General features: G+C 63.4%; 21 protein-coding genes. 7 read left to right on the forward strand and 14 right to left on the reverse strand.

From position 1 onward, the window contains the following. Window positions 1–43: 43 nt before the first annotated feature. Window positions 44–895 carry an SDR family oxidoreductase gene (locus tag NCG91_RS25930; protein WP_251351787.1) on the reverse strand — a complete coding sequence of 284 codons (852 nt, stop codon included), beginning with the start codon at window positions 893–895 and terminating at the stop codon, window positions 44–46. A gap of 116 nt (window positions 896–1,011) precedes the next feature. On the opposite strand from NCG91_RS25930, the gene NCG91_RS25935 reads away from it, so the two are divergent. The 4 genes from NCG91_RS25935 to phaP all read left to right on the forward strand — a co-directional run bounded on the left by NCG91_RS25935 (window position 1,012) and on the right by phaP (window position 4,733). Next, window positions 1,012–1,440 carry a winged helix-turn-helix transcriptional regulator gene (locus NCG91_RS25935; RefSeq protein WP_099664696.1) on the forward strand — a complete coding sequence of 143 codons (429 nt, stop codon included), beginning with the start codon at window positions 1,012–1,014 and terminating at the stop codon, window positions 1,438–1,440. A 91-nt stretch (window positions 1,441–1,531) separates the two neighbouring features. Beyond that, window positions 1,532–3,772, forward strand: a complete 2,241-nt coding sequence (locus tag NCG91_RS25940; protein WP_251351788.1) for an ATP-binding protein — start codon at window positions 1,532–1,534, stop codon at window positions 3,770–3,772. Window positions 3,773–3,819: 47 nt separating this feature from the next. Continuing rightward, window positions 3,820–4,014 carry a hypothetical protein gene (locus NCG91_RS25945; protein ID WP_099664698.1) on the forward strand — a complete coding sequence of 65 codons (195 nt, stop codon included), beginning with the start codon at window positions 3,820–3,822 and terminating at the stop codon, window positions 4,012–4,014. Between the two features lie 107 nt (window positions 4,015–4,121). Continuing rightward, complete coding sequence (gene phaP, locus NCG91_RS25950) at window positions 4,122–4,733, forward strand: TIGR01841 family phasin (RefSeq protein ID WP_077402186.1); 612 nt, start codon at window positions 4,122–4,124, stop codon at window positions 4,731–4,733. Window positions 4,734–4,774: 41 nt separating this feature from the next. On the opposite strand, the gene NCG91_RS25955 is transcribed toward phaP, so the two are convergent. Next, window positions 4,775–5,401, reverse strand: coding sequence for a helix-turn-helix transcriptional regulator (locus NCG91_RS25955; RefSeq protein ID WP_251351789.1), 627 nt, complete (start codon window positions 5,399–5,401; stop codon window positions 4,775–4,777). Then, a complete protein-coding gene (locus NCG91_RS25960) occupies window positions 5,398–6,615 on the reverse strand; it encodes an MFS transporter (RefSeq protein WP_251351790.1) in 1,218 nt (405 codons plus the stop codon). Before NCG91_RS25960 ends, NCG91_RS25955 begins: the two co-directional genes overlap by 4 nt. Before the next feature lie 160 nt (window positions 6,616–6,775). Between NCG91_RS25960 and NCG91_RS25965 the strand changes: the two genes are divergently transcribed. From NCG91_RS25965 to NCG91_RS25975, 3 genes are all read left to right on the forward strand, one after another. Then, window positions 6,776–7,480, forward strand: coding sequence for an SMI1/KNR4 family protein (locus tag NCG91_RS25965; RefSeq protein WP_251351791.1), 705 nt, complete (start codon window positions 6,776–6,778; stop codon window positions 7,478–7,480). Between the two features lie 85 nt (window positions 7,481–7,565). After that, a complete protein-coding gene (locus tag NCG91_RS25970; protein ID WP_251351792.1) occupies window positions 7,566–9,218 on the forward strand; it encodes a VRR-NUC domain-containing protein in 1,653 nt (550 codons plus the stop codon). Beyond that, complete coding sequence (locus NCG91_RS25975) at window positions 9,215–11,479, forward strand: ATP-dependent DNA helicase (protein ID WP_251351793.1); 2,265 nt, start codon at window positions 9,215–9,217, stop codon at window positions 11,477–11,479. The genes NCG91_RS25970 and NCG91_RS25975 overlap by 4 nt, the downstream gene beginning before the upstream one ends. Before the next feature lie 5 nt (window positions 11,480–11,484). Here NCG91_RS25975 and NCG91_RS25980 read toward each other — a convergent pair whose 3' ends face one another. The 11 genes from NCG91_RS25980 to NCG91_RS26030 form a co-directional block, all read right to left on the reverse strand. Further along, window positions 11,485–11,913, reverse strand: a complete 429-nt coding sequence (locus NCG91_RS25980; RefSeq protein WP_251351794.1) for an XRE family transcriptional regulator — start codon at window positions 11,911–11,913, stop codon at window positions 11,485–11,487. A 21-nt stretch (window positions 11,914–11,934) separates the two neighbouring features. Further along, the gene (locus NCG91_RS25985; protein ID WP_251351795.1) at window positions 11,935–12,336 is read right to left on the reverse strand and encodes a type II toxin-antitoxin system RelE/ParE family toxin; all 402 of its coding nucleotides are present in this window, start codon (window positions 12,334–12,336) and stop codon (window positions 11,935–11,937) included. Window positions 12,337–12,393: 57 nt separating this feature from the next. Further along, the gene (locus NCG91_RS25990) at window positions 12,394–13,122 is read right to left on the reverse strand and encodes a LytR/AlgR family response regulator transcription factor (RefSeq protein WP_251351831.1); all 729 of its coding nucleotides are present in this window, start codon (window positions 13,120–13,122) and stop codon (window positions 12,394–12,396) included. Window positions 13,123–13,133: 11 nt separating this feature from the next. Next, entirely contained in the window at window positions 13,134–14,210 is a 1,077-nt protein-coding gene (locus NCG91_RS25995; protein ID WP_251351796.1) for a sensor histidine kinase, read from the reverse strand. Between the two features lie 6 nt (window positions 14,211–14,216). Next, entirely contained in the window at window positions 14,217–15,032 is an 816-nt protein-coding gene (locus tag NCG91_RS26000) for a LiaI-LiaF-like domain-containing protein (RefSeq protein ID WP_251351797.1), read from the reverse strand. After that, a complete protein-coding gene (locus NCG91_RS26005) occupies window positions 15,022–15,405 on the reverse strand; it encodes a LiaF transmembrane domain-containing protein (RefSeq protein ID WP_099668154.1) in 384 nt (127 codons plus the stop codon). The genes NCG91_RS26000 and NCG91_RS26005 overlap by 11 nt, the downstream gene beginning before the upstream one ends. Before the next feature lie 382 nt (window positions 15,406–15,787). Then, on the reverse strand, window positions 15,788–16,702 hold the full coding sequence (locus tag NCG91_RS26010; protein WP_251351798.1) for an NAD-dependent epimerase/dehydratase family protein: 915 nt from the start codon (window positions 16,700–16,702) through the stop codon (window positions 15,788–15,790). A gap of 94 nt (window positions 16,703–16,796) precedes the next feature. Continuing rightward, window positions 16,797–18,743 carry a UvrD-helicase domain-containing protein gene (locus NCG91_RS26015; RefSeq protein WP_251351799.1) on the reverse strand — a complete coding sequence of 649 codons (1,947 nt, stop codon included), beginning with the start codon at window positions 18,741–18,743 and terminating at the stop codon, window positions 16,797–16,799. Window positions 18,744–18,778: 35 nt separating this feature from the next. Further along, complete coding sequence (senA, locus tag NCG91_RS26020) at window positions 18,779–19,975, reverse strand: selenoneine synthase SenA (protein WP_251351800.1); 1,197 nt, start codon at window positions 19,973–19,975, stop codon at window positions 18,779–18,781. A gap of 72 nt (window positions 19,976–20,047) precedes the next feature. Further along, the gene (phoR, locus tag NCG91_RS26025; RefSeq protein WP_034778134.1) at window positions 20,048–21,364 is read right to left on the reverse strand and encodes a phosphate regulon sensor histidine kinase PhoR; all 1,317 of its coding nucleotides are present in this window, start codon (window positions 21,362–21,364) and stop codon (window positions 20,048–20,050) included. Between the two features lie 11 nt (window positions 21,365–21,375). Beyond that, window positions 21,376–22,065 (reverse strand): response regulator, encoded by a 690-nt coding sequence (locus NCG91_RS26030; protein WP_034755074.1) that lies wholly within the window; start codon window positions 22,063–22,065, stop codon window positions 21,376–21,378. Between the last annotated feature and the right edge of the window lie 3 nt (window positions 22,066–22,068).

The following is a 22,068-nucleotide window of genomic DNA, read 5'->3' on the forward strand; positions in this document are numbered from 1 at the left end:
CCAGAATGATTCCAGAATGCCGCATCCCTGCGGCACCCTCCCCTTATTTGGCCAGCGCCGCCTTCACGGCGTCATGCAGGCTCGTCGTCGGACGGCCAATCAGCGCGCTCAATTGCTTGCCATGGTCTTCCAGGCCGCCCTTGGCCGCGCCCGCATCGGAATCGGCCAGCAAGTCGGCAAAGCCTTCCGGCACGCCCACGCCCACCAGCGCCGCCTTGAAGTCCGCCTGCGGCATATCCTTGTACGCGATCGCCTTGCCCGACTGGCGCGCCACTTCGGCCGCATATTCCGCCAGGGTAAAGCCCTGGTCGCCCGCCAGTTCATAGATGGCTTGCGGCTGGGCCGCCGTCAGCACGGCAGCGGCGGCCGCCGCGTAGTCGGCGCGCGCGGCCGACGAGAAGCGCCCGTTTTGCGCCGCGCCCAGCACGACGCCATGCTCGAGCACGGGCGCCAGGTGTTCCGTATGGTTTTCCAGGTACCAGCCGTTGCGCAGGAAAGTGTATGGCAAGCCGGATGCGCGGATGGCCGCTTCCGTGACGACGTGCTCGGCGGCCAGGCCCAGCGGCGACGTGTCGGCGCGCAAGACGCTGGTATAGGCCAGCAAGGCTACGCCGGCGCGCCTGGCCGCATCGATGACGTTCTGGTGCTGCTGCGCGCGCTGGCCCACTTCGCTCGACGAGATCAGCAGGATTTTCGTTGCACCCTTGAACGCCGCATCGAGGCTGGCGCCATCGTTGTAATCGGCCTGGCGCACTTGCACGCCCAGTGCGGCCAGGCTGGCGGCCTTGGCCGGGTTGCGCACGGCGGCGATGATGTTGGCTGCAGGGACGGATTTGAGCAGGCTGGCAATGACGTGCTGGCCCAGGTTGCCTGTGGCGCCGGTGATGACGATCATGATTTCTCCTTGGTACGTGGGTGGTAAAACCCTATAATAGGACTATTACTTACCAATTGTAAGTACGTACCTTTTGGTAAGTACTCTTGGATACCAAACTTCGAAGGCCAACTATCATGTCCACAGACACTCCCGGCGCCAGCCTGCGCGCCGCCCTCGCCCGCCAAAACCAGGGCGCGCACCTGCTGGCGGCCGCCTGCCCGTCGCGCGCCGTGCTCAGCCACCTGACCAGCCGCTGGGCCGTGCTGGTGCTGGTACTGCTGCTGAGCGGCACGCGGCGCTTCAGCGAACTGCGCCGCGAAGTGGGCGGCGTCAGCGAAAAAATGCTGGCGCAAACCCTGGAAGCGCTGGCGGGCGACGGCTTCGTGCTGCGCCAGGCCTACCTGGTGATCCCGCCCAAGGTGGAGTACAGCCTCACGCCGCTGGGACGCGAGGCGGCCGAACGCCTGGCCGTGCTGGTCGACTGGATCGAGGATAATTACCCGCGCATCGAACAGGCGCGCGCCGACCTGGAAGCGGCACCAGCAGCGCTAAATGCGGCTTGAACAGGTTGCTTTTGGTCATCAAGAATTATCGTTTACTCCTACTTGCCTTGATGTAATACTAGGCCCATGAAACGCGTAAGGGCGCGACACCATGAACCAGTTGATTTCTTCCATCACTGACCGGGCCAATGTGCTGCTGGTCAGCAATTCGCCGAACGATGTGCGCGAACTGCTGTATGTGCTGGACCGGCATAACCTGGGTACGGGGCTGGCGGGCGATATCGACGAAGGCGTGGAACTGGCGGCCGGCGGCACGGACCTGATCCTGCTCGACGCGGCCCTGGCGGGCACGAATATCGGCGCCACTTGCATGCGTCTGCGCAATGCGGGCGGACGCCACGGCGTGCCCCTGCTGCTGATGTCGGCCACCCCCAGCGCCGAAGAGCAAGGCCGCAGCGTGGGCGCCGGCGCTTCCGACTACATCAAGATGCCCTTCAATGCGCGCGACGTGGCGGAAAAAATCCTCATGGAACTGGCGCTGCACAAGGCCGAGGCGCCCGCGCCGCGCGCCGCCACGCCGCCGCGCCCCCTGCATCCGCAAACGCTGGAAGTCAATTACCACTCCATCCTGGCCGGTTCGCCCGACGCCGTGCTGCTGTTCGATATCGACAACCGCCTGCTGATCGATGCCAACCACCTGGCCGAGGAATTGTTCGGCATGCCGCTGGCCGAACTGCTGCAAGGCGGCATGGAGCCGCTGTTCCCCAGGCACCAGGGCGATGGCCGCGCCTCGCCGCAACTGCTGGAAGAAAAGATCCGCGATACCTTGCAAGGCAAGATCGTCGTCTTCCGCGCCAGCTGCTGCCACCGCGACAGCCACCCGATCGCCTGCGAAATCCGGCTGATGCGCCTGTCCGTGCCCGGCCGCCAGCTGGTGCATGCGCGCATCATCGACTTGACCGAACGCAACCTCGCCGAAGCGATGCGCTCGGGCCAGAGCGCCCTGCTGGAAATGGTCGCCAAGGGCGCGCCGCTGATCCCCACGCTGAACCACTTGCTGCTGCTGATCGAGGGCCAGTCGCGCGGCGTACTCTGCTCCATCATGCTGCTCGACGACGACGGCATCCACATGCATAGCGCGGCCGGCCCCAGCCTTCCGGCCGAATACATGGCCCTGCTCGAAGGCGTGGCCATCGGCCCCGGCGTGGGCTCCTGCGGCACGGCCATGTTCCTGCGCGAACCGGTGGTCGTCACCGACATCATGCGCGATCCGCTGTGGGCGCCCTACCGCGAGCTGGCGGCGCCATTCGGCTTGCGCGCCTGCTGGTCGCGCCCCATCTTCGGCCAGGATGGCACCGTGCTCGGCTCCTTCGCCATGTACTACCGCGAAGTGCGCCAGCCCGACGCGCGCGACCTGGAACTGATCGACACGGCCACCGACCTGGCCGGCATCGCGATTGGCCGCATGCGCCACGAACGCGAGCTGCAGCGCCACCGCGCCCACCTGGAAGAGCTGGTGGCCGAACGCACGGCCGCCTTGACGCAGGCCAAGGAACACTCGGAGCAGATGAACCTCGAATTGGCCGCCGCGCTGGAAAATCTGTCCATCACGCAAGAAGAACTGGTGCGCCGCGACAAGCTGGCCGCGCTGGGCGCGCTGGTGGCCGGCATCGCGCACGAACTCAATACGCCGATCGGCAACGGCCTGGTGGTGGCCACCACGATGGCCGAGCGCACGCGCGAAATCCAGGCCAGCTTCCTCGACGGCTTGCGCCGCTCCGAACTGGGCGCCTATCTGACCCAGGCCAGCGAGGCGGACGCCATCATGCTGCGCAACCTGCAGCGCGCCGCCGACCTGGTGTCGAGCTTCAAGCAGATCGCCGTCGACCGCGCCAGCTCGCAGCGCCGCCACTTCCTGCTGCGCCAGTTCATCGCCGAACTGATGCTGCCCATGTCGACGCCGCTCAAGGCCGCCGGCCTGAGCCTGACGCAAGACGTGCCCGAGGGCCTGGCCATGGACAGCTATCCGGGTCCGCTGGGCCAGGTTCTGAGCAACCTGCTGGAAAACTGCCTGCGCCATGCCTTCGAGGGCCGCAGCGGCGGCACCATCGCCATCGCCGCGCGCGGCAGCGACGACGGGCAGACGATCACCCTGTCCATCGCCGACACGGGCGTGGGCATCGCCGCCGATGACCTCGTGCATGTCTACGACCCCTTCTTCACGACCAAGCTCGGTTCCGGCGGTTCGGGCCTGGGCCTGCATGTGGCGCACAACATCGTCACGGGCGTGCTGGGCGGCCATATCCATGTTGCCAGCAGCACCGGCGACGGCAGCGGTACCACCTTCACCCTGCAGCTGCCCGCCGCCGCGCCGCAAGCGCCCGCCCCCTGACGGGCAAGCGCGCTACAATGCCCGCAAGCATTTCTTTCGGAGCACCCATGAAATACCTTATCGCCACTGCCCTGCTGGCAGTTTGCGCTGGCGCAATGGCCGGACCTGCCCCCTGGTACAAATGGCGCAGCAAGATCGACGGCACCCTGTCGTGCGCCCAATCGACCCTGGGATTCGGCTGGGAACTGGCCTCGGGCCCCTACAAAGATAGCCGTTGCGAAAAACCGGCGCTTGTTAAATAATGGGGCCATGACCACACGGGGCACCGGCTTGAGAGCAAGCGATGGCAATGCGGCGTCGAAAGAGTATGGAACGATAAGAACGTATCTATTCAAACCGAGGAGACCACATGTTTACGAATCCCGAACAATTCGCAACGGCCACCAAGGCCCTGTTTGAATTCCAGCTGATGACCTTCAACACCCTCACCTCCAAGGCCGTGCAAGGCGTGGAACAGGTCTTGGCGCTGAACATGGCCACCGCCAAGTCCGGCATCGAGGATGGCCTTGCCGCCAGCAAGGAAATCAGCCAGGCCAAGGATCCGAAGGCCGCCATGGCCGCCGCCGCCGCCCAGCTGCAACCGGGCGTGGCCGGCGCGAAAGCGTATAAACAGCAACTCGACGACATCATCAAGGAAATCCACACGGAATTCACCACGGCCGCCGAAGCCCATGTGGCCGAAGCGAAAAGCAATTTGAGCGCCCTGATCTACGACGTGACGAAAAACGTGCCGCCAGGCTCGGAAAACGCCGTCGCCATCGTCAAGGCCGCCATCGACAACGCCTTCCTCGGCTACGAACAAGTGACCAAGGCCACGAAACAGGCCGTGAAAACGGTGGAAGAGCAGATCGCCAAGGCCAGCGCGCAAGTGGCGCAAGCCACGGAAAAGGCGACGGGCGGCGCCACCGCCGCGGCTGAAAAGGCGGCGCCTGCCGCCAAGCCGAAGGCTGCCAAGAAGTAATTTGACAAGAAGTCCGTTCGCAGCTATCGGGGCCTGATTCTTCAGGTCCCGATAGGTATGATCCTGTACACGCAGCGCCGCCCCCCCTCCAGCAGATATTCGCTGCGTTCCACCGTGCAATCGTCCCCCAATACCCGCTGAAAGATGGCCAGTTCGGCGCGGCAGAAATTCTGGCACGCCTTGGCGGCCGCACAGATCGGGCAATGGTTTTCCACCAGCAAGACACTGCCATTGTCCTGCGGTTCCGCATGGGCCATGTAACCTTCGCCATCGCGCGCCCGCGCCAGGCTGTCCACCCGTTGCGCCAGATCAAGCCCCGGGTCGACCAGCTTGCCGTAGGCGGCTTCGCTGCTGCGCTCGCGCGCGCCGATCAGTCTATCCAGCCCCTCGTCGCCGAACAGGGTTTTTACTTGCGCGATCAATTCCAGGGTCAGGTCGGCATGGCGGTCGGGAAAGCGCGCGTGGCCCGCTGGCGTCAACTGCCAGCGCCGCGACGGGCGCCCCACCTTGTCGGCCACGTCCCCGCAAGCCACCAGGCCCTTGTCCTGCGCCGCTTCCAGCTGGCGCCGCGCGCCCATGGAGGTGATATCGAGCAAGGCCGCCAGCTGCTGCGCCGTCTGCGGCCCGCGCATCTTCAGCAAGAACAGCGTCTGCTCGGACGTATTCATGCCACCACCTCGGCATCGACGGCGCCGGCCAGCTGGCGGCGCCAGGCGGCCATGCGCCACGCGGCCCAGGCGGCGGACAAGGCGCCCGCGACGAGAATCAGCCGCGTGTCGATCAGGGTCAGCACGGAGCCGCTGAGGGCGACGACGATGTTGGCGACGCAAAAGGTGGTGGCCAGCAAGCCCATCACGGCGCCCTGGCCGTGCGCGCTGAAGCTCTCGGCGCACCAGCCCTGGATCACCGTGTTGTACAGCGCATTCGGAATGCCGAACAGCACGATGGCGGCGATGCCCACCCAGATATTGCCCAGCGCCAAGATCCCCACGGCCAGCGCCACGCCGCACGCATACCAGCTGGCGCGCAGCAACGGCGCATGGCGGCTGGGACCGCCCGCCAGCAGCGAGGTGATGGTCATCGTGCCGCACAGGCCCACATTCACCCAGGCAATCTCTTGCGCATGGTAATTGGCCGTCTCGACCAGCCACAGCGGATAGAACTCGTAAAAGCTGGCCACGCCGCAGGTCAGCGCCAGCTGCACGATGAACAGGGTGCGCAGCTCGTCATGGCGCAGCAAATTGAGCGAATGGCGGTCGCGCGCCACTTGCCACCACGACGTCGTCAGCAGGGACGGCGTTTCGCGCGGCAAGCCCGCGGCCACCAGCACGGCGACGAGCATCAGGGCGGCGGCGGCGATCCAGAACGGCACCGTCACGCCCCAATGCAGGGTGGCGCCCGCCAGGATCGGCCCCACCAGCCAGCCCAGGTAAAACGCGCCATTCAGCCAGGACATGGCGCGCAGGCGCAGCGGCCCCGTCAGCTGGTCGGCCAGCATGGCGCGCGCCACGGCGCCGTTTCCCTCCAGCAAACCGGTGATGAAACGGGCGACGATGAACAGGGGGTAGGACTGGATCACCAGCGCCCAGGCCGTAATCGCATGGCCGATGGCGGCGCCCACGGCCGTGCGCATCAGCAAGGGGCGGCGGCCATAGCGATCCGACAGCGGCCCCAGCAAGGCCGAGCCGATCAGCAAGCCCAGCGGGTTGATGGTCAGTGCCAGACCGAACAGCAGTTTCGATGGCAAGCCGAGGAAATTGTTGAAGGCATTCGGCGCCTCGGCCGCGAACAGGGGCGGCAGGATCGGGTACGGCAGGGAGGCGCCGATGGTCGACAGCAGCGCCAGCAAACAGGCGGCGGAAATCAGGATGATGTTTTTCATGCGGGCTCGATGGAAATGGTCTGGCCAGACTACGTGAGCACGCCATATAAGTAAACTAAAATGTTTATTAATTATGCGCATCATTGTCGCCATGGGGCCAGCCGTGCGCGCCATCGCCTCGGCTATCATTGCCGCATGACTCACGTTGAACAGGGCAAACATGACACTGGCAGAAATTGAACAGCAGTACAGCTTCACTTATCCTGCGCTGTACCGGCAGCTGGACCGCGACGGCATGCTGGCCGTGGGCGAATACGGCCCCGACTGGTACAAGCTGGTCTATCCCACCTTGACCGAGCGGCCCACCCTGCTGCTGCATGCGGACGATTTCGAGTTGCTGAGCGTCAAAGCCGCAGCGGCAGCCATGGAAGAACTGGCCGATCCCGACGATTACCGGCAGATCGATCCCGCCTTCCGCTTCATCCCGTTCGCGCAAACGGGCGCGGGCGACCACTACTGCTTTTTCGCGTCTGGCCAGCAAGACGGCGACATGCCCGTCGTGCTGCTGTGGCATGACCAGGATGAAGCCCAATACCTGGCAAAGAACCTGCAGGATTTCCTGTTTCACATGTTGTTGAACAGCATGGCCGATCAGGATACGTACAACGACGTCAGCGATGATGAATTCAAGGAACAACTGGCCAACACCCTGGGCACGCATGCGCGCTACCTGACGGCGCGCCAGGCCGAAGTGCTGCAAGCCTTGCTGGCCAGGGACATCATCGATTACGACGTGCTGTTGCCGAAGGGACGCAAGGAAGCGCACCGGGGCTTGCTGAGCGATATCGAACTGGCCGGCCTGCGCGTGGAGCTGATTCCCTACGAAAAGTTCGACAGCTGTTTTGCCTACAGCACGGCTGGCTGAACATAAAATCGCTGGGCAAGCGGCGGCTGAAGGTTTAAACTGTATATAAACACAGTAAAACCGATCACCTTGCCCTATTGCACCCATGTTGAGAGTCCTGGAAAATCCCCTGTACTATCTGGATAATTTCCAGGACGTGCTGAGCTGGATCAGCGCGCGTTACGCCGATCTGCTGAGTGTTGAGGAAACGCAGTTCATCGCCGCATTCGGCGCACTGCCGCAGCCGTCGCGCGCCCTGTTCGTGCGCCTCGTCATGCGCAAGGGTTGCTTGTTTCGCGCAAGCAAGCTCAATTACCCGGAAATCGGCGACACGCGCGCGGCCGCCCTGCCCCTGCTGGCCACCGGCTGGGTGGCAGCCGATCCGGTCATTTCTCTAGACGAGCTGTTCGACCTGCTGCTGAAAGCGGAAATCGCCCAGGCCTTCGACCTCGCCGCGCCCCTGAAGGCGGCGCGCAAGGCGGAACAATTGGACGCCTTGCGCGAACAGCATGTGAATGAGAAGCCGTTCTCCGCGTGGCACCCCGCTTCCGGCGACGTGCTGTACCGCCTCGGCCTGCAAGCCCTGTGCGACCGTTTGCGCCTGATTTACTTTGGCAACTATCACCAGGACTGGTCGGAATTCGTGCTGTCCGACCTGGGCGTGTACCAGTATGAAAAAGTGGAATTCTCGCCCGCTTCGCGCGGTTTTCGCACGCGCCAGGATATCGAGCACTATGAAGTGCTGCACCAGTGCCGCGAACGCTACAACGACAGCGCGCCCGCGGACGAAGTGCTGCAGGAACTGGCGGCGCTGCCCTTGTCGCAGGACAATACCTGGCTGGCCAGCCGGCGCGACAAGCTGCGCTTCCAGATCGCCCAGCACCTGGAAAAATGCCAGGACTGGCCGGCCGCCTACCGCGCCTACGCCGATTGCCGCTATCCGGGCGCGCGTGGCCGCGCCATCCGCGTGCTGGAAAAAGATGAGCAGCCGCAAGCAGCCTACGAGCGCCTGACGATCGCCCTGGCCGCGCCGGAAAGCGAAGCGGAACAGCAATTGCTGCTGCGCATGGCCCCCCGTTTGCGGCGCAAGCTGGGCCACGCGAAGCAGGCGGCCAGCGCGGCGGCAAGCGTGGAACGCATCGACCTGCTGCTGCCCTGCCCTGAACAGGCGTGCTACGTGGAAGGGGTGGTGCAGCAACACCTGATGCGGGATGACGCGCCCGTGTATTACGTGGAAAACACCCTGATCAACTCGCTGTTCGGCCTGCTGTGCTGGCCCGCCATCTTCAAGGCCATGCCGGGCGCCTTCTTCCACCCGTTCCACCGTGGTCCGGCCGACTTGCACAGCGCCGACTTTTACCAGCGCCGCAGCCTGGACTTCGCCGCTTGCCTGGCGCAACTGGACGACGGCAGCTACCACGCCGCCATCCGCGCCACGCTTGCCGCCAAGCACGGCATCGTCTCGCCCTTCGTCAGCTGGGACGTGCTGGACGACGGCTTGCTGGACCTGGCGCTGGCCTGCATCCCGGCCATCCACCTGAAAAAGGCGTTCGAGCGCATCTTGCTCGACATCAAAAGCAACCGCAGCGGCTTTCCCGATTTAATCCAGTTCTGGCCGGCCGAACGGCGCTACCGCATGATCGAAGTCAAGGGTCCGGGCGACCGCCTGCAAGACAACCAGCTGCGCTGGATCGCGTATTGCGCCGAACACGCCATGCCCGTCAGCGTGTGCTACCTGCAGTGGGAGGCGGCCGCATGAGCGTCAGGAAGTACACGATCGCCGTGCGGGCCATGTGCGAATTCACGGCCAAGGCAGGCGACCTGGACTTGCGCTTCACCCCGTCCCCCACGGCGCAGGAAGGCATGGCCGGGCACGCCACCGTCACTTCCCGGCGCGACGACGATTACCAGTGCGAAATCAGCCTGTCCGGCGACTTCGGCCCCCTGCACGTGCGGGGCCGCGCCGACGGCTACGATCCGGCGCGGCGCCAGCTGGAAGAAATCAAGACTTACCGGGGCGAGCTGGACACGATGCCCGCCAACCACCGCCAGTTGCACTGGGCGCAGGCACGCATCTACGGCCATTTGCTGTGCCAGCAGCTGAACCTGCCCATGCTGCGCGTGGCGCTCGTGTATTTCGATATCGCGAGCCAGAAGGAAACGGTCATGCACGAGGAGTGCACGGCCGAGGCGTTGCGCCTTTTCTTCGAACAGCATTGCGCCCTCTTCCTCGACTGGGCCGAGCAGGAACTGGCGCACCGCGCCAGCCGCGATGCACAGCTGACCAGCATGGCGTTTCCCCATGCCAACTTCCGCCCGGGGCAGCGCCAGCTGGCCGAAGCCATGTACAAGGCCAGCAGCCGTGGCTGCGGCTTGCTGGCGCAGGCGCCGACCGGCATCGGCAAGACGGTGGGCAGCCTGTTTCCCATGTTGAAGGCGACGGCTGCGCATAGCCTGGATAAACTGTTTTTCCTCGCCGCCAAGGTGCCGGGACGCCAGATGGCGCTCGATGCCTGCGCCATCCTCAAGGATAGCGCGCCCCTGCTGCCGCTGCGCGTGCTGGAACTGAGCGCCAAGAGCAGCGCCTGCGAACATCCTGACAAAGCCTGTCATGGCCAATCGTGTCCGCTGGCCAAGGGTTTTTACGACCGCTTGCCGCTGGCGCGCGAGGTGGCGCTCGCCAGCGGTTTGATCCTGGACAAGGAAGCCGTGCGCGCCATCGCCTTGCAGCAAGGTATTTGCCCGTATTACCTGGGCATGGAGCTGGCCCGCTGGAGCGACGTCGTCATCGGCGACTACAATTATTACTTCGACCTCAGCGCGATGCTGTACAGCATGACCCTGGCCCACGACTGGAAAGTCAATGTGCTGGTCGACGAAGCGCACAATATGGTGTCGCGCGCGCGCAGTATGTATTCGGCCGAGCTGGCGCAGATCGACCTGAAAATGCTGCGCAAGTTCGCGCCGGAGGGCTTGAAAAAGCCGCTGGACCGCCTCTCGCGCCAGTGGACGGCCTTGTTGAAAGAACAGGATGGCGATTACCACGTGCATGCGGCGTTGCCGGACAAATTCTTTGGCGCCCTGCAAGGCGTGGCGACGGCCATCGGCGACTACCTGGCCGAGCATGCCGCCGCGCTGGACGAGGACTTGCAGCGCTTTTACTTTGACGTGCTGCTGATCAACCGCCTGGCGGAAAGCTTTGGCGAGCATTCGCTGTTCGACGTCAGCAAGACGGATACCGGTTCCACCGTCTGCCTCCGCAACATCGTCCCGGCACCGTTTCTCAAGGAACGCTTCGCGGCCAGCCACAGCACGGCCCTGTTTTCCGCCACCCTGAGTCCGTGGAATTACTACAGCGACACTTTGGGCATGCCGGAAAACACGGCCTGGGTCGACGTGGAATCGCCGTTCCAGGCGGAGCAATTGTCCGTGCGCGTGGCCGACAGCATTTCCACGCGCTACCAGCACCGCGCCGCCTCGCTGCTGCCCATCGCCCAGCTGATGGCGAAGCAATACGCAGAAACGCCGGGCAACTACCTGGCCTTCTTCAGCAGCTTCGACTACATGGAAAAGACGGCCCACTTGTTCGCCCAGCATTACCCGGACGTGCCACTCTGGCAACAGCCGCGCCGCATGGACGACGCTGCCCGCGCACAATTCCTGGGCCGTTTCGGCCTGGACACGCGCGGCATCGGCTTTGCCGTGCTCGGCGGCGCGTTCGGCGAAGGCATCGATTTGCCCGGCGCGCGCCTGATCGGCGCCTTCATCGCCACCCTGGGTTTGCCGCAGATCAACCCCGTCAACGAACAGATCCGCCAGCGCATGGGCGACATCTTCGGCGCCGGCTACGACTACACGTACTTGTATCCGGGCATGCAAAAGGTGGTGCAGGCGGCAGGCAGGGTCATCCGCACGCAATCGGACAAGGGCGTCGTCTACCTGATCGACGACCGTTTTTCCCGCCCGGAAATCCGCCAGCTGCTGCCCACGTGGTGGGATGTGCAACTGGCCGGTGAATAATCTCTTCAGGTATTGCCAGCCCGCTTGCGCGACACGCCGGCTTTCCGTTTTCCTGGAGGGATCGCAGACGCAGGAAGTCCGCTGTCATCGACATCGGCATCAACTTCCTGGCTGCGCAGAAAATTCTGCAGTTCGATACGAACGCCGTTTTGCGCAACGACCGACAGTTCCAATGTCATGCCCAGCGATTGCAGAAACCGGCGCAAGGTCGATACATAGGTATCGCTACGCTTTTCTAGTTGCGAAACGGCATGCTGTTGAATCCCGAGTTCCCTGGCAACCTCCGCCTGGGTCTTGCCCACGGCCTTGCGGAAATCCGTCAGCGTGGCGGCGTGCGCTATCATTTCTTGCATCTTTTCCTGGGACAAAGCCGCAATTTTTGCCTGCCGCTCGGCCGGCAAACTGTGGATGACGTCGTTCAGATTTCTTCCCATGGCAAACTCCTGTACCTAAAATCACCTGCTGCCTTTGTCCTGCCTTGCTTTCGCCGCATCCAGTTTCTTGAGGTGTTGCTCGTAGCGTGCATTGGCCTTGGATAACAAATCCCTGTAAAACCTGGCCTCATCGACACCCTGCTTGGCTGCCGCAACCAGAATGACCGCCTCTCGCCTTGTATCGAAAGCAAAGACCGCGCGCCACACCTCTGCCCCGTTGTTGGCCTTGAACCGCAGCTCTTTCATGTTCGGGTGTTCAGGATTCTTCAACGTCCCGACATGAGGCCGTCCGGCAGCCGGACCCAGCTTCGACAGCGCATCGGCACTCGCCAGCAATTCATCCTGAACATCTATCGGCAAAGCATCGAATTCCGCGTCGAAATCATCGTGAAACGAGACAGGCCATGTCCTCGGCGCATTCACAATCACCTCCAGATGATATCATGCTTAAATGATTAAGTATCTCCGCCACAGAACATGCTAGCCCACCAGTAACCTCAACTTCTGATACCCCGCCTTGCTCACGGGTATCCTCGTGTCATCGCGCAGGATGGCCACGTGGCTGTCTTTCGTTGCTGCCTCGATGCGGCGGATGCCGTCGATATTGAGCAGGTATGACCGGTGCACGCGCAGGAATTTGGCGGGGTCGAGCTGGGTTTCCAGCTCGCTCAGGCGCTGGCTTTTCAGGTAGGACTTGCCCTCGGAACGGATGCTGATGTAGTCATCCTGCGCCTCGATGTAATCGATGCGCGCGCTGGCGATGACGTGGACCTTGGCGCCGTCGCGTATCAGCACGCGGTCCAGTGGCGCTGCGCGCGTGGCCGCTTCGCGCGCCACCGTCAGCACCGTCTCGGGCGTGCTGCGGCTGGCGCGCGCATGGGCCAGCGCCTGGTCGAAGCGCTGTTCGCTGAACGGTTTCAGCAGGTAGTCCAGCGCATGGCATTCGAAGGCCTTCAAGGCGTACTGGTCATAGGCCGTGACAAAGATCAAGCGCGTCTTTGCGCCGATCAGTTCCGCCACTTCAAAACCGTCCAGGCGCGGCATCTGGATGTCGAGAAACACCAGTTCCGGTTCCAGCTCCGCGATGGCCTTGACGGCCTCGAAGCCGTTGGCGCACTCGGCCACGATGTCGATATCGTCGTGGCGCGCCAGGTATTCGCGCAACACGCTGCGCGCCAGCAGCTCATCGTCAACGATGGCGACCCGCATTCTTGCCTGCATCATGCTTCCTCCGTGTCGCCGGTCTGCGCCGGCATGGAAATCATCACTTCGAACTGGCCGTCGCGCCGACCCCAGTGCACGCTGGCTTCGTGGCCATACGCACCGGCCAGGCGCTGGCGCACATTTTCCAGGCCCACGCCATTGCCGCGGGCAGGCCCTTGATCTGCATCAACCGGATTGCGCACGGCGATCTGCAGCAGGCTGCCTGCGCGCCGGGCCTCGATGGCGATCAGGCCGCCCTCCGTCAAGCCGCAGATACCATGCTTGACGGCATTTTCCACCAGCGGCTGTATCAGCATAGGCGGCAGCAGACACGCCAGCGCGGCAGTGTCGATGCTTTCCGCCACTTGCAGGCGTTCGCCAAAACGTACGTGCTCAATGGCAAGAAAATGGCGGATCAGCACCAGTTCCTGCTCCACGGTGATGTGCTTGTGCGCTTCCAGGCTCAGGCTCTGGCGAAAGAAACTGGCCAGCTGCACCGTCATCTGGCGCGCGCCCGCCACATCGATAGACGTCAAGGCGCTGATGGAGTTCAAGCTGTTGAACAGGAAATGCGGATCGATTTGCGTGCGCAGCATGCGCAATTGCGCTTCCTGCGCCGTCAGCTGCGCTTCCAGCCCCCGCTGCTCGGCCATCCTGGCGCGCACGAATTCCAGCAACAGATAATGCACTGCAGCAGCAAGACAATACAGCAGCACGCCCAGGCCGAAGAACAGGGCCAGCAGCGATTGCGTCAGGTTCACGCCCAGCCAGCGCAGCTCCAGCAACAGGCTGACGCTATTCAGAAATTGCAACAGGGTGGCCCACAGCAAGCCCGCGAACAGGGCCGCCACGCCCACCACGCCGGCAATGGCGAGCGGATGGCGGGCATGCAAGGGGTAGGCGCGGCACAGGTAAAACGCGGAAAACCCCGAACCGATCGCATATACGAGCGTGGCGGGCACCACCAGCACGACGGCATTGAGCCAGGGCGCGTGCGCCACCTTGGCCAGAATAAAGGCCAGGGCCAGACCCAGCGCGATGCAGACCAGGAACACCACCACGGCGCTGCGCCGCTTCGACAAGGGCCCCGACATGCGCGCCTAGTTGCGGATTTCCAGGCCGCCCATGATGGCGTAGCCCGTCACATACAGACGCTTGTTCTGGTTCGGCGGCACGATGGTCTTTTCTTCAAAGCCGCCGAGGATGGGCGTGCCCTGCAGCACGACGCTCCAGTCGGGCGGAATCTTGATGGTGACGCCGCCGCACAGGGCAAATACGTTGAGCACGGCTTCGCCTTCGATCGACGCCTGGCGCAAGTCGATTTCGCAGCCGGCCATGATGACATTGATATCGCCGCCCTTGAAGCGCTGCGACGACACGCGCCGCACATAGCCGCCGAGGATGGCCGTCACCTCGATGATGCTGTCATCGTCCGCCTGGCCGCCGGCGCCGGGCGCCGCAGTGGCATCGGCGGCATCCTTGTCCAGCGACACGGCGCCATTCCTGGCCTGGCCAAACGAGTCGGGCGCAGCGCTTCCATCTTGTTGTGCGGCAAAGCGCCGGCGGCGCTGGCGCTGCTGCGCGCCGGGCAGGGACTTCGACACCACGGCCACGCCCAGGCCGATGATCAGCAGGGGCCACAGCAAGTCCCAGTTCATGTAGAAGATGCCCATGTGCTTGAGGGTCCAGGCCACGCCCAGCAGCACCAGCATGCCACCCAATAAATAACCGTTCGCGCTGCGGCTTTGCGACAGTTTCAGCAGGCCAAACACGATCAGCGCCGTGGGCCAGAAACGGAAGGTGTAGCGCACATCGATGAAACCGAGGTTATCGAGCAGGAACAACAGTCCCAGGCCGATGACGATGACGCCCAGCACGATCTGCGATGGCGAGTGCAGCGGCGGTTTATTTTTCATGCTCGGACTCCCGGTAGGCAATAAAATGTTTGTTCAACAGCGGCTCCAGCACAAGGCCCACGCCCCAGGCGATCAGCAAGGCGGGCCAGCTGTTATAAAAACTCAAGTTCCACAGTTCTTCATACGATACATACCACCAGGCGGCGAAAAAGATCAGCCACAGACCGCTCAATACCTGCTTGGCGGACACTGGCGTGAGCAGCTTGTTCAAGCCGAAAACGACCAGTATCACCGGCCAATAATGCCATAGTGAATAGTAATCGTGGAGATAGATCATATCGAGCCGGTCCAGCAGGATGATGGCGCCGGTGGCGATCAGCAGCACGCCCCACAGCAGCTGGGTACGGCGGCAATAAGCTGGTTCAGGTTTCACGGTCACCCCTTGAAGTTGGTTGATCGTAAAGATACGCGCAATTCAGGGATGGGAAAACAGCGCTTAGGCGAATGGCGGAAAGACAGCGGTGAATGGCGCAGCGATGGAAACAACGGGCAAAAAAAAGACCGGCTAGAGCCGGCCTTGAAGGGGTTCGCAGTCCACACCGCGACCTGGAGTTGCAGTGCACAGCCGCATGGCGCACGCGCGCCGGCGACGGAAATCTGGTGCCGATCCTTGAGGCGACCGGCTGACCTGCTGGAAGATCGAACATGCCGCCAACTTCACGGCAGTGCGTCTCAACCAAGCAGAGCCATCATACTCCCGATCGCCACAAAGCACCGTTCGCTAGCGCACACTGATGAGGTTTTGCTGAGCTGCATCAAACGCCGATGGCATGCGGCGGGTGCAGCATGTCGTTCTTGATCCATGCCAGCACGGACGGTCCCTGCGGCTGCCAGCCCAGCAGCTTGCGCGCCCGCTCGCCGCGCACGCGGCTGTTGGAGCCGAGGCCGTAGGAAGCCATCTCGTAGCCCCATTCGGCTATCGCCTCGGGCAGCGGCCAATCCTGCGCAGGACCGAAGTCCAGTGCCGTGGCGATGGCGGCCGTCATGTCGCGGAAAGCCGCTTCGCCCGATTCGACAAAGTAAAACGTGCCGGCAGGCGACTTTTCCAGGGCCAGCAAATACAGGCTGACGACGTCGTCGATATGCACGTTCGACCAGATGTTGCGGCCCGGTCCCACGTGGCGCACGATGCCGCTCTTGCGTGCCTGCTTGAGCAGACGGGGCAGTTGCACGCTGTCGCGCGGCAAGGCGCCATGGCCGTAGATCAGGGTGTTGCACAGCACGCTCGCGCGCACGCCCTTGCCTGCGCTGGCCAGCACCAGGTCGTCGATGGCGACGCGGGCCGCCTTGTCGGCCGTGGGCGCCGGCAACTTGTCTTCATAATAGATCTGCTCGGTGCCCTCGCCGCCCGAGGCGTCGCCCACGATGGACGAGCCGCTCGTATGCAGGAACACTTTGTTCGTGCCAGCCAGCGCGTCGAGAATCGCCTCGACGGCGCCCCGGTGGTCGCTGCTGGCCGCGTTGATGACGGCGTCCGCCGCCCTCGCCTGCTCGATGAGCAGCTCGCGGTCGTTCAACTCGCCCTGCACGCCCAACACGCCGATCTTGGCCAGTTCGGCCACCTGTTCCGGTTTGCGCACGAGGCCCGTGACCTGATGGCCGGCGCGCACGAGGCCCGCCGCGATGGAACTACCGATAAAACCCGCTGCGCCTGTCAAAAACACTTTCATATCTTGCTCCCTGTCTGGTTAGATTGCTGTCAATCACACCAGTACAGTATGCCCGCTTTCGTCTTTCGCAAAAAGCAGGCATTCAGCAAAAGATCTATGACTTGGGCGCAACAATCTTTTGTTTAAGCTGCAGGGCGGCGATGTAGCGGCTCTGGTAAGCAGGGTCTTGCGGCGTCAGCAAGGTGAGCCTGTCGCGCGCGCGGGTGGCGGCCACATAGAAACGGTTTTCCTCTTCCAGCGGGTCGGTCTTGCTGCGCGGGAACTCGTCGACGGCCAGGTAAGGCAGAATCACGTGGTGGTATTCGAGACCCTTGATCTGGTCGATGCAGGCGATGACCAGTTTGGCCTTGCCGGTCGAGACCGTCACGGCGTCTTCCATCTCGCCCAGCCAGCCGGCAAAGCCGCCCAGCGCCACGCCCGCTTCGCGGCACACGGCAATGAAGCCGTGCAGGGAACGGGCCACCACTCTGGCCTGCGCCGGGTCGACATAGATGCGGCGCGCCGTCTGTTCCAACTGCATCAAGTCAAAGATGTGCTGCAGGGCGTCGCCCGCCAGGGCGTCGGGAGGCAGCGCGCGCAGGTAATCGACGGCGGCCAGGGTCAGCGCCGCCTTGTCCTGGTTCTGCGACTTGGCCAACTGGTTCGTCAAGAAACCTTCCAGCAAGTCGGGATAGTTGGCCACGTCGGCCTTGGCTTGCTGCAATTCCGTGCGCGTAAACGGGATTTCCGCGAAGGCCACGAGGGCTTCGAGGATTTCGCCGCGGCGCGGGCCGCTCTTGATCGCGTGCAAATCCTTGCGGGCGATGGCGACCATGCCGCGCAGCATCAGCACTTCCAGGCTCAGCAGATAGCTGTTCATGTCCACCAGGCCATATGCGATGCCGCTCTGGAACAGCGCCGTTTCCACGCGGATCGCCTGGTCGCGGTCGCGCAGCAAGATGGCCGTCGTGCCCGCATGCGCGTGCTCGAGCGCGGCGATCAGCTGGGCGCTGCACGCTTGCGGCTGCGCATGGTCGTACTCGAGCAGCTCGATGTGGGTGGCGCGCGACAGGGCCGAGACGCTGGCCTTGTTTTTCAGCACACCCACGGCGTGCGCCAGCTGCGGGCCGTAGCGGTAGGAGGCCGTCAGCGGCAGGCGCTGCAAGGCCGGGAACTCCTGTTCGAAGCGCTGGCGCAGGAAGCGGTGGTCGGCGCCCGACCACGTGTAGATGACCTGGTCCTTGTCGCCCGCGCCGCAGAAAAACGCGTTGCCGCGGCGTATCAGCATGGTCAGCAGCCGGAACGACGCTTCGTTCAAATCGTGCAATTCATCGGCGACGATGATCTGGAAGGCGGGCAATTGCTGGCGCAGCGGCTCGTCGCCGTCGAGCATGCGCACCAGGTCGTAGGTGGCGTCAAATGGCGCGCGGAACTGGATATCGCCCGTGTCGGCGCCGCGCAAGCCTTCGTATTCGCGCAGCCACAGATAATGCGTGCGCGACATGCCCAGCAGCTCCAGGTTGTCATCCAGGGAATTGCTCTCGAAGTCGGGATTCTGGAAATCCAGGCGCGCCTTGGTGCGCAATTGCAGTTTCAAAAACTCGGCGATCGCCCCGTTGGTCGTATTGATTTCCAGCGGATAACGGTGAGCATACTTTTCCGACACGACTTCCAGTGCTTCCCAGGCAACCGGGCGCAACTCTTCATCGCTGCGCATGGCTGCCACCTGCATGTTTTCCAGCTGCAACAGCACCTTGGCGGCAAAGGCGTCGAAAGTGTCGATGGTCAGGCGCTTGACGACGCCCAGCGGCACGCCCACTTCCAGCAGGCGCTGGCGCAGGGCCACGCGTGCCGCCTCGGTGAATACGAGGGCCAGCATGCGTTCGGGCGCGCGGCCCCGGTGCAGCGCCTCGGCCAGGCGCAGGGCCAGGGTCGTCGTCTTGGCCGCGCCGGCATTGGCGTCGATCAGCACCACTTTCTTTTGCGCCGTCTGGATGGCGACCTGTTCCGGCGTGGGCGTGATGCGTTTGGGAATGAACTGCGGGGCGTTATCTGTACTCAAAAGAATTCCTGAAATGGTTACTACTCTTTGCGTGCTTACCAGGCGCAGGTGCGCAGGCCGGCAAAGACGTCGCCCCGCTCGGGCGCGTGGAAGGCGCGCATGCGGGCCGAATGCAGGCGCGGCGGCGTGGCGAAGGCGGCGCCGCGCAGCACCTGGTACTGCATGAAATACGGCGCGGAATATTCGCGCCAGGCATCCACCGCAAAGCCCGGATACGGTTCGAACGGCGTCGCCGTCCACTCCCACACCTGGCCCCAGTGAAAGCGCGGATGGCCGGACAGTGCAGCATACTCCCATTCCGCCTCGGTCGCCAGGCGGCGCCCCGCCCAGGCGCAGTACGCCTGCGCTTCAAACAGGTTGATGTGGCGCACGGCTTCGTTCGGCGGCAAGGTCGTGCGCTGGCCGAAACGCATGGTGCGCCACTGTGTCGCTTCGCGCAGCCAGTACAGGGGCGACGAGCGCTCCTGCTGCATCAGCCAGGCGCTGCCGGCAGCGCTCCAGAACTGGCGGTTCTGGTAGCCGCCGTCCGCGACAAAATCGGCATACTGGGCATTGGATACGGCGCAGGCATCGATGGAAAACGGCGCCACGTAGCAACTGTAGGGCGGCGATTCATTGTCGAAGGCAAAACCGGTCCCGCGCGGCGAGCCCAGTTCGATGGTGCCCCCAGGAAACGCGATCTCGCCCGCGCCCGGCGGCAAGGCCGGGCTGGCCGACAGGGACTCCGGTGCTTCCAGGCCCAGCCATTGCAAACCTGCCAGCATTTCTTCGCCGCACAAGTCTTCATGCGCCAGAGCCAGCCGGTACGGCGCCAGGGCGCTGTCGACATTGGCTTCGCGCGAGAGTTTGTCCAGCACCCGGTCGAGTACTTCGCGGCAATACGTCTTCACGGCGCCCGGACTGGGCAGTTCCAGCTTCCAGCGCGCGCGGTGCTCCACCATGTTGGCGTCGAACAAGTCGTCGCCGCGCGTCAGCAGGGAGTTATAAATGGCGTCGGCCGGATGGCTGGTAGCGGCTTCGCGCAGGATGAACCACTCGGCAAACCAGGCGATCTGCGCAAGTTGCCAGAGGGGCGGCGTGAGCCGCGAATGGCGCGGCATGCCGGCCACCACGTCCAGGCCGGCAGTAACATAACAGTCGAACAGGGAAAGCGTATCCTGGCGCGCGGCCTGCAGCGACTGGGCCAGTTGCTGCGCGCCGGCGTGGCGAAAAGAGGCGTTGATTAAAGTCATGGCCTGATTGTAACGACTTATGCCAACCTTGCACTAGTCGCGCAGGAAACATGGGGGGCCATGCCCCCGGCCCTACTTGACCAGCAGCTCGCCCTGCAGCGGCGTGACGACCGATTTTGGCATGCTGACAATAAAACTGCTGCCCTTGTCGGCCACGGACTGGATGGCCAAGGTCCCGCCATGGCGCAGCAACACGTGCTTGACGATGGCCAGGCCCAGGCCCGTGCCCTGGGTTTCGCGCGAACGGCTCTTGTCGACGCGGTAGAAACGTTCCGTCAGGCGCGAAATATGTTCCTGGCTGATGCCGATGCCCGTATCTTGCGCGATGAATTGCGGACCGGCCGGGCCATCCTGCCAGCGCAAGGTGATGGTGCCGCCGGCCGGCGTGTAGCGCACGGCGTTCGACGCCAGGTTGCCGAACGCGCTATACAGCTCGTCGTAGCTGCCCAGCACGTCGGGACCGTTGCATTCCATGGTCACTTCATGCTTGCCGGCCGACAAACCTTTGGCGTCGCGCAAGACTTGCTGCATGAGTTTCTTGATATCCACCGGTTCGGGACGCAGCGGATAGTCGACCGATTCCAGGCGCGACAGGGTCAGCATGTCCTCGATCAGATGCTGCATGCGGTGGCCCTGCTCCGTCATCAGCTTGAGGTGGGCGGCGCGCGTGGCGGCGTCCAGGTCCAGCTCGGCGGAAGCGATTTCCAGGAAGCCCACGATGACCGTCAGCGGCGTGCGCAGCTCGTGCGAGGCGTTGGCGATGAAGTCGCGGCGCATCATTTCGATGCGTTCCGTCTCCGTCACATCGTGCGTGACGAGAATCTGGCGGCGGTTTTCAAATGGAATGATCTGCACGATCAGCTTGCGGTTGCGGAAGGTGATCGTCAGCGGCTGGTCGTAGCGGCCCAGGATGATGTAATCCATGAACTCGGGGCTGCGGATCAGGTTCGTCACGCGCATGCCCTTGTCGCGCTCGTGCGTGAGACCCAGATGTTTCTCGGCGGCAGGATTGCACCATTCGAGGAACAGCACGTCATCCATGATGACGACGCCGTCGGGCAGCAGGTGCATGGCCTGGCGGAAACGCGCCAGCCATTCCGTCAGCTCGGCCTGGTTTTTCTCGTCGTCGCGGCGCATGCGGTACAGGCGCGCGAAAATGCTGGTCCAGGCGCCCCAGCCGTCGGGCAGCTTGGCGCTTTGCGGATTGTCCAGCCAGTTACTCAGCTGGAACAGATACGACAGCTGCACGAACACCATCATGGCCATCAGCACGAAGGCGATGCCCAGCGCATACGTGGCGCCAAACAGATACCAGACGACGGCCACGCCCAGCAGCGCCAGCACCATGCGCAGGGCGGCCGGTACCCAGAACAGCAATTTCGGATTCATAGAGTCAAACTTTACTTTTCAGACAACATGTAGCCGACGCTGCGCACCGTCTTGATCAGGCTTTCCGCCTCTTTCAAGGCTTTGCGCAAGCGCAATACGTGGACATCGACCGTGCGTTCCTCGATCACCACATGGTCGCCCCACACCTTGTCGAGCAGCTGGCTGCGCGAAAACACGCGTTCCGGATGGGCCAGCAGGAATTTCAGCAGCTTGTATTCGGCGTGGCCGATATCGATCTTCTGTTCATCCATCATCACCGTGCAGCTGACGGGGTCCAGGGCCACGTTGCCGGCGCGCATGGGCGCCTGCGCGTGTTCCGGACTCTTGCGTCGCAGCAAGGCCTTGGCGCGGGCCAGCAGCTCGCGCGGCGAGAACGGCTTGGTGACGTAATCGTCGGCCCCGCTGTTCAAGCCGGCCAGCTTGTCTTCTTCCATGCTCTTGGCGGTGAGCATGATGACGGGGATGGCGGCGAAATTGCGGTCGGCGCGGATGCGCGACAGCAGGCGCAAACCCGTCTGGTCCGGCAGCATCCAGTCCAGCAGGATCAGGTGCGGCGTGCGGTGCTGGATGAATTCCCAGGCATCGGCGACGTTTTGTACGGAACAGCAATTCCAGCCGGATTCGCGCAGCGAATAGGTCACCAGTTCAACGATGGCCGGCTCATCTTCAACAATCAATACCGTGGTTTTATCAGATGCCATAAA

This window comes from Janthinobacterium kumbetense, assembly GCF_023703445.1.
In the GTDB taxonomy this organism is placed as follows: domain Bacteria; phylum Pseudomonadota; class Gammaproteobacteria; order Burkholderiales; family Burkholderiaceae_D; genus Janthinobacterium; species Janthinobacterium kumbetense.

Bases quoted from the DNA above. Each gene is read 5' to 3' on its own strand.
- NCG91_RS25940 (WP_251351788.1), top strand. From the start codon at position 1,532: ATGAACCAGTTGATTTCTTCCATCACTGACCGGGCCAATGTGCTGCTG.
- NCG91_RS25990 (WP_251351831.1), bottom strand. From the start codon at position 13,122: ATGCGGGTCGCCATCGTTGACGATGAGCTGCTGGCGCGCAGCGTGTTG.
- NCG91_RS26000 (WP_251351797.1), bottom strand. From the start codon at position 15,032: ATGAAAAATAAACCGCCGCTGCACTCGCCATCGCAGATCGTGCTGGGC.
- senA (WP_251351800.1), bottom strand. From the start codon at position 19,975: ATGACTTTAATCAACGCCTCTTTTCGCCACGCCGGCGCGCAGCAACTG.
- NCG91_RS25975 (WP_251351793.1), top strand. From the start codon at position 9,215: ATGAGCGTCAGGAAGTACACGATCGCCGTGCGGGCCATGTGCGAATTC.
- NCG91_RS25955 (WP_251351789.1), bottom strand. From the start codon at position 5,401: ATGAATACGTCCGAGCAGACGCTGTTCTTGCTGAAGATGCGCGGGCCG.
- NCG91_RS25980 (WP_251351794.1), bottom strand. From the start codon at position 11,913: ATGGGAAGAAATCTGAACGACGTCATCCACAGTTTGCCGGCCGAGCGG.
- NCG91_RS25965 (WP_251351791.1), top strand. From the start codon at position 6,776: ATGACACTGGCAGAAATTGAACAGCAGTACAGCTTCACTTATCCTGCG.
- NCG91_RS26030 (WP_034755074.1), bottom strand. From the start codon at position 22,065: ATGGCATCTGATAAAACCACGGTATTGATTGTTGAAGATGAGCCGGCC.
- NCG91_RS25995 (WP_251351796.1), bottom strand. From the start codon at position 14,210: ATGTCGGGGCCCTTGTCGAAGCGGCGCAGCGCCGTGGTGGTGTTCCTG.
- phaP (WP_077402186.1), top strand. From the start codon at position 4,122: ATGTTTACGAATCCCGAACAATTCGCAACGGCCACCAAGGCCCTGTTT.
- NCG91_RS25930 (WP_251351787.1), bottom strand. From the start codon at position 895: ATGATCGTCATCACCGGCGCCACAGGCAACCTGGGCCAGCACGTCATT.
- NCG91_RS25970 (WP_251351792.1), top strand. From the start codon at position 7,566: ATGTTGAGAGTCCTGGAAAATCCCCTGTACTATCTGGATAATTTCCAG.
- phoR (WP_034778134.1), bottom strand. From the start codon at position 21,364: ATGAATCCGAAATTGCTGTTCTGGGTACCGGCCGCCCTGCGCATGGTG.
- NCG91_RS25945 (WP_099664698.1), top strand. From the start codon at position 3,820: ATGAAATACCTTATCGCCACTGCCCTGCTGGCAGTTTGCGCTGGCGCA.
- NCG91_RS25960 (WP_251351790.1), bottom strand. From the start codon at position 6,615: ATGAAAAACATCATCCTGATTTCCGCCGCCTGTTTGCTGGCGCTGCTG.
- NCG91_RS25935 (WP_099664696.1), top strand. From the start codon at position 1,012: ATGTCCACAGACACTCCCGGCGCCAGCCTGCGCGCCGCCCTCGCCCGC.
- NCG91_RS26010 (WP_251351798.1), bottom strand. From the start codon at position 16,702: ATGAAAGTGTTTTTGACAGGCGCAGCGGGTTTTATCGGTAGTTCCATC.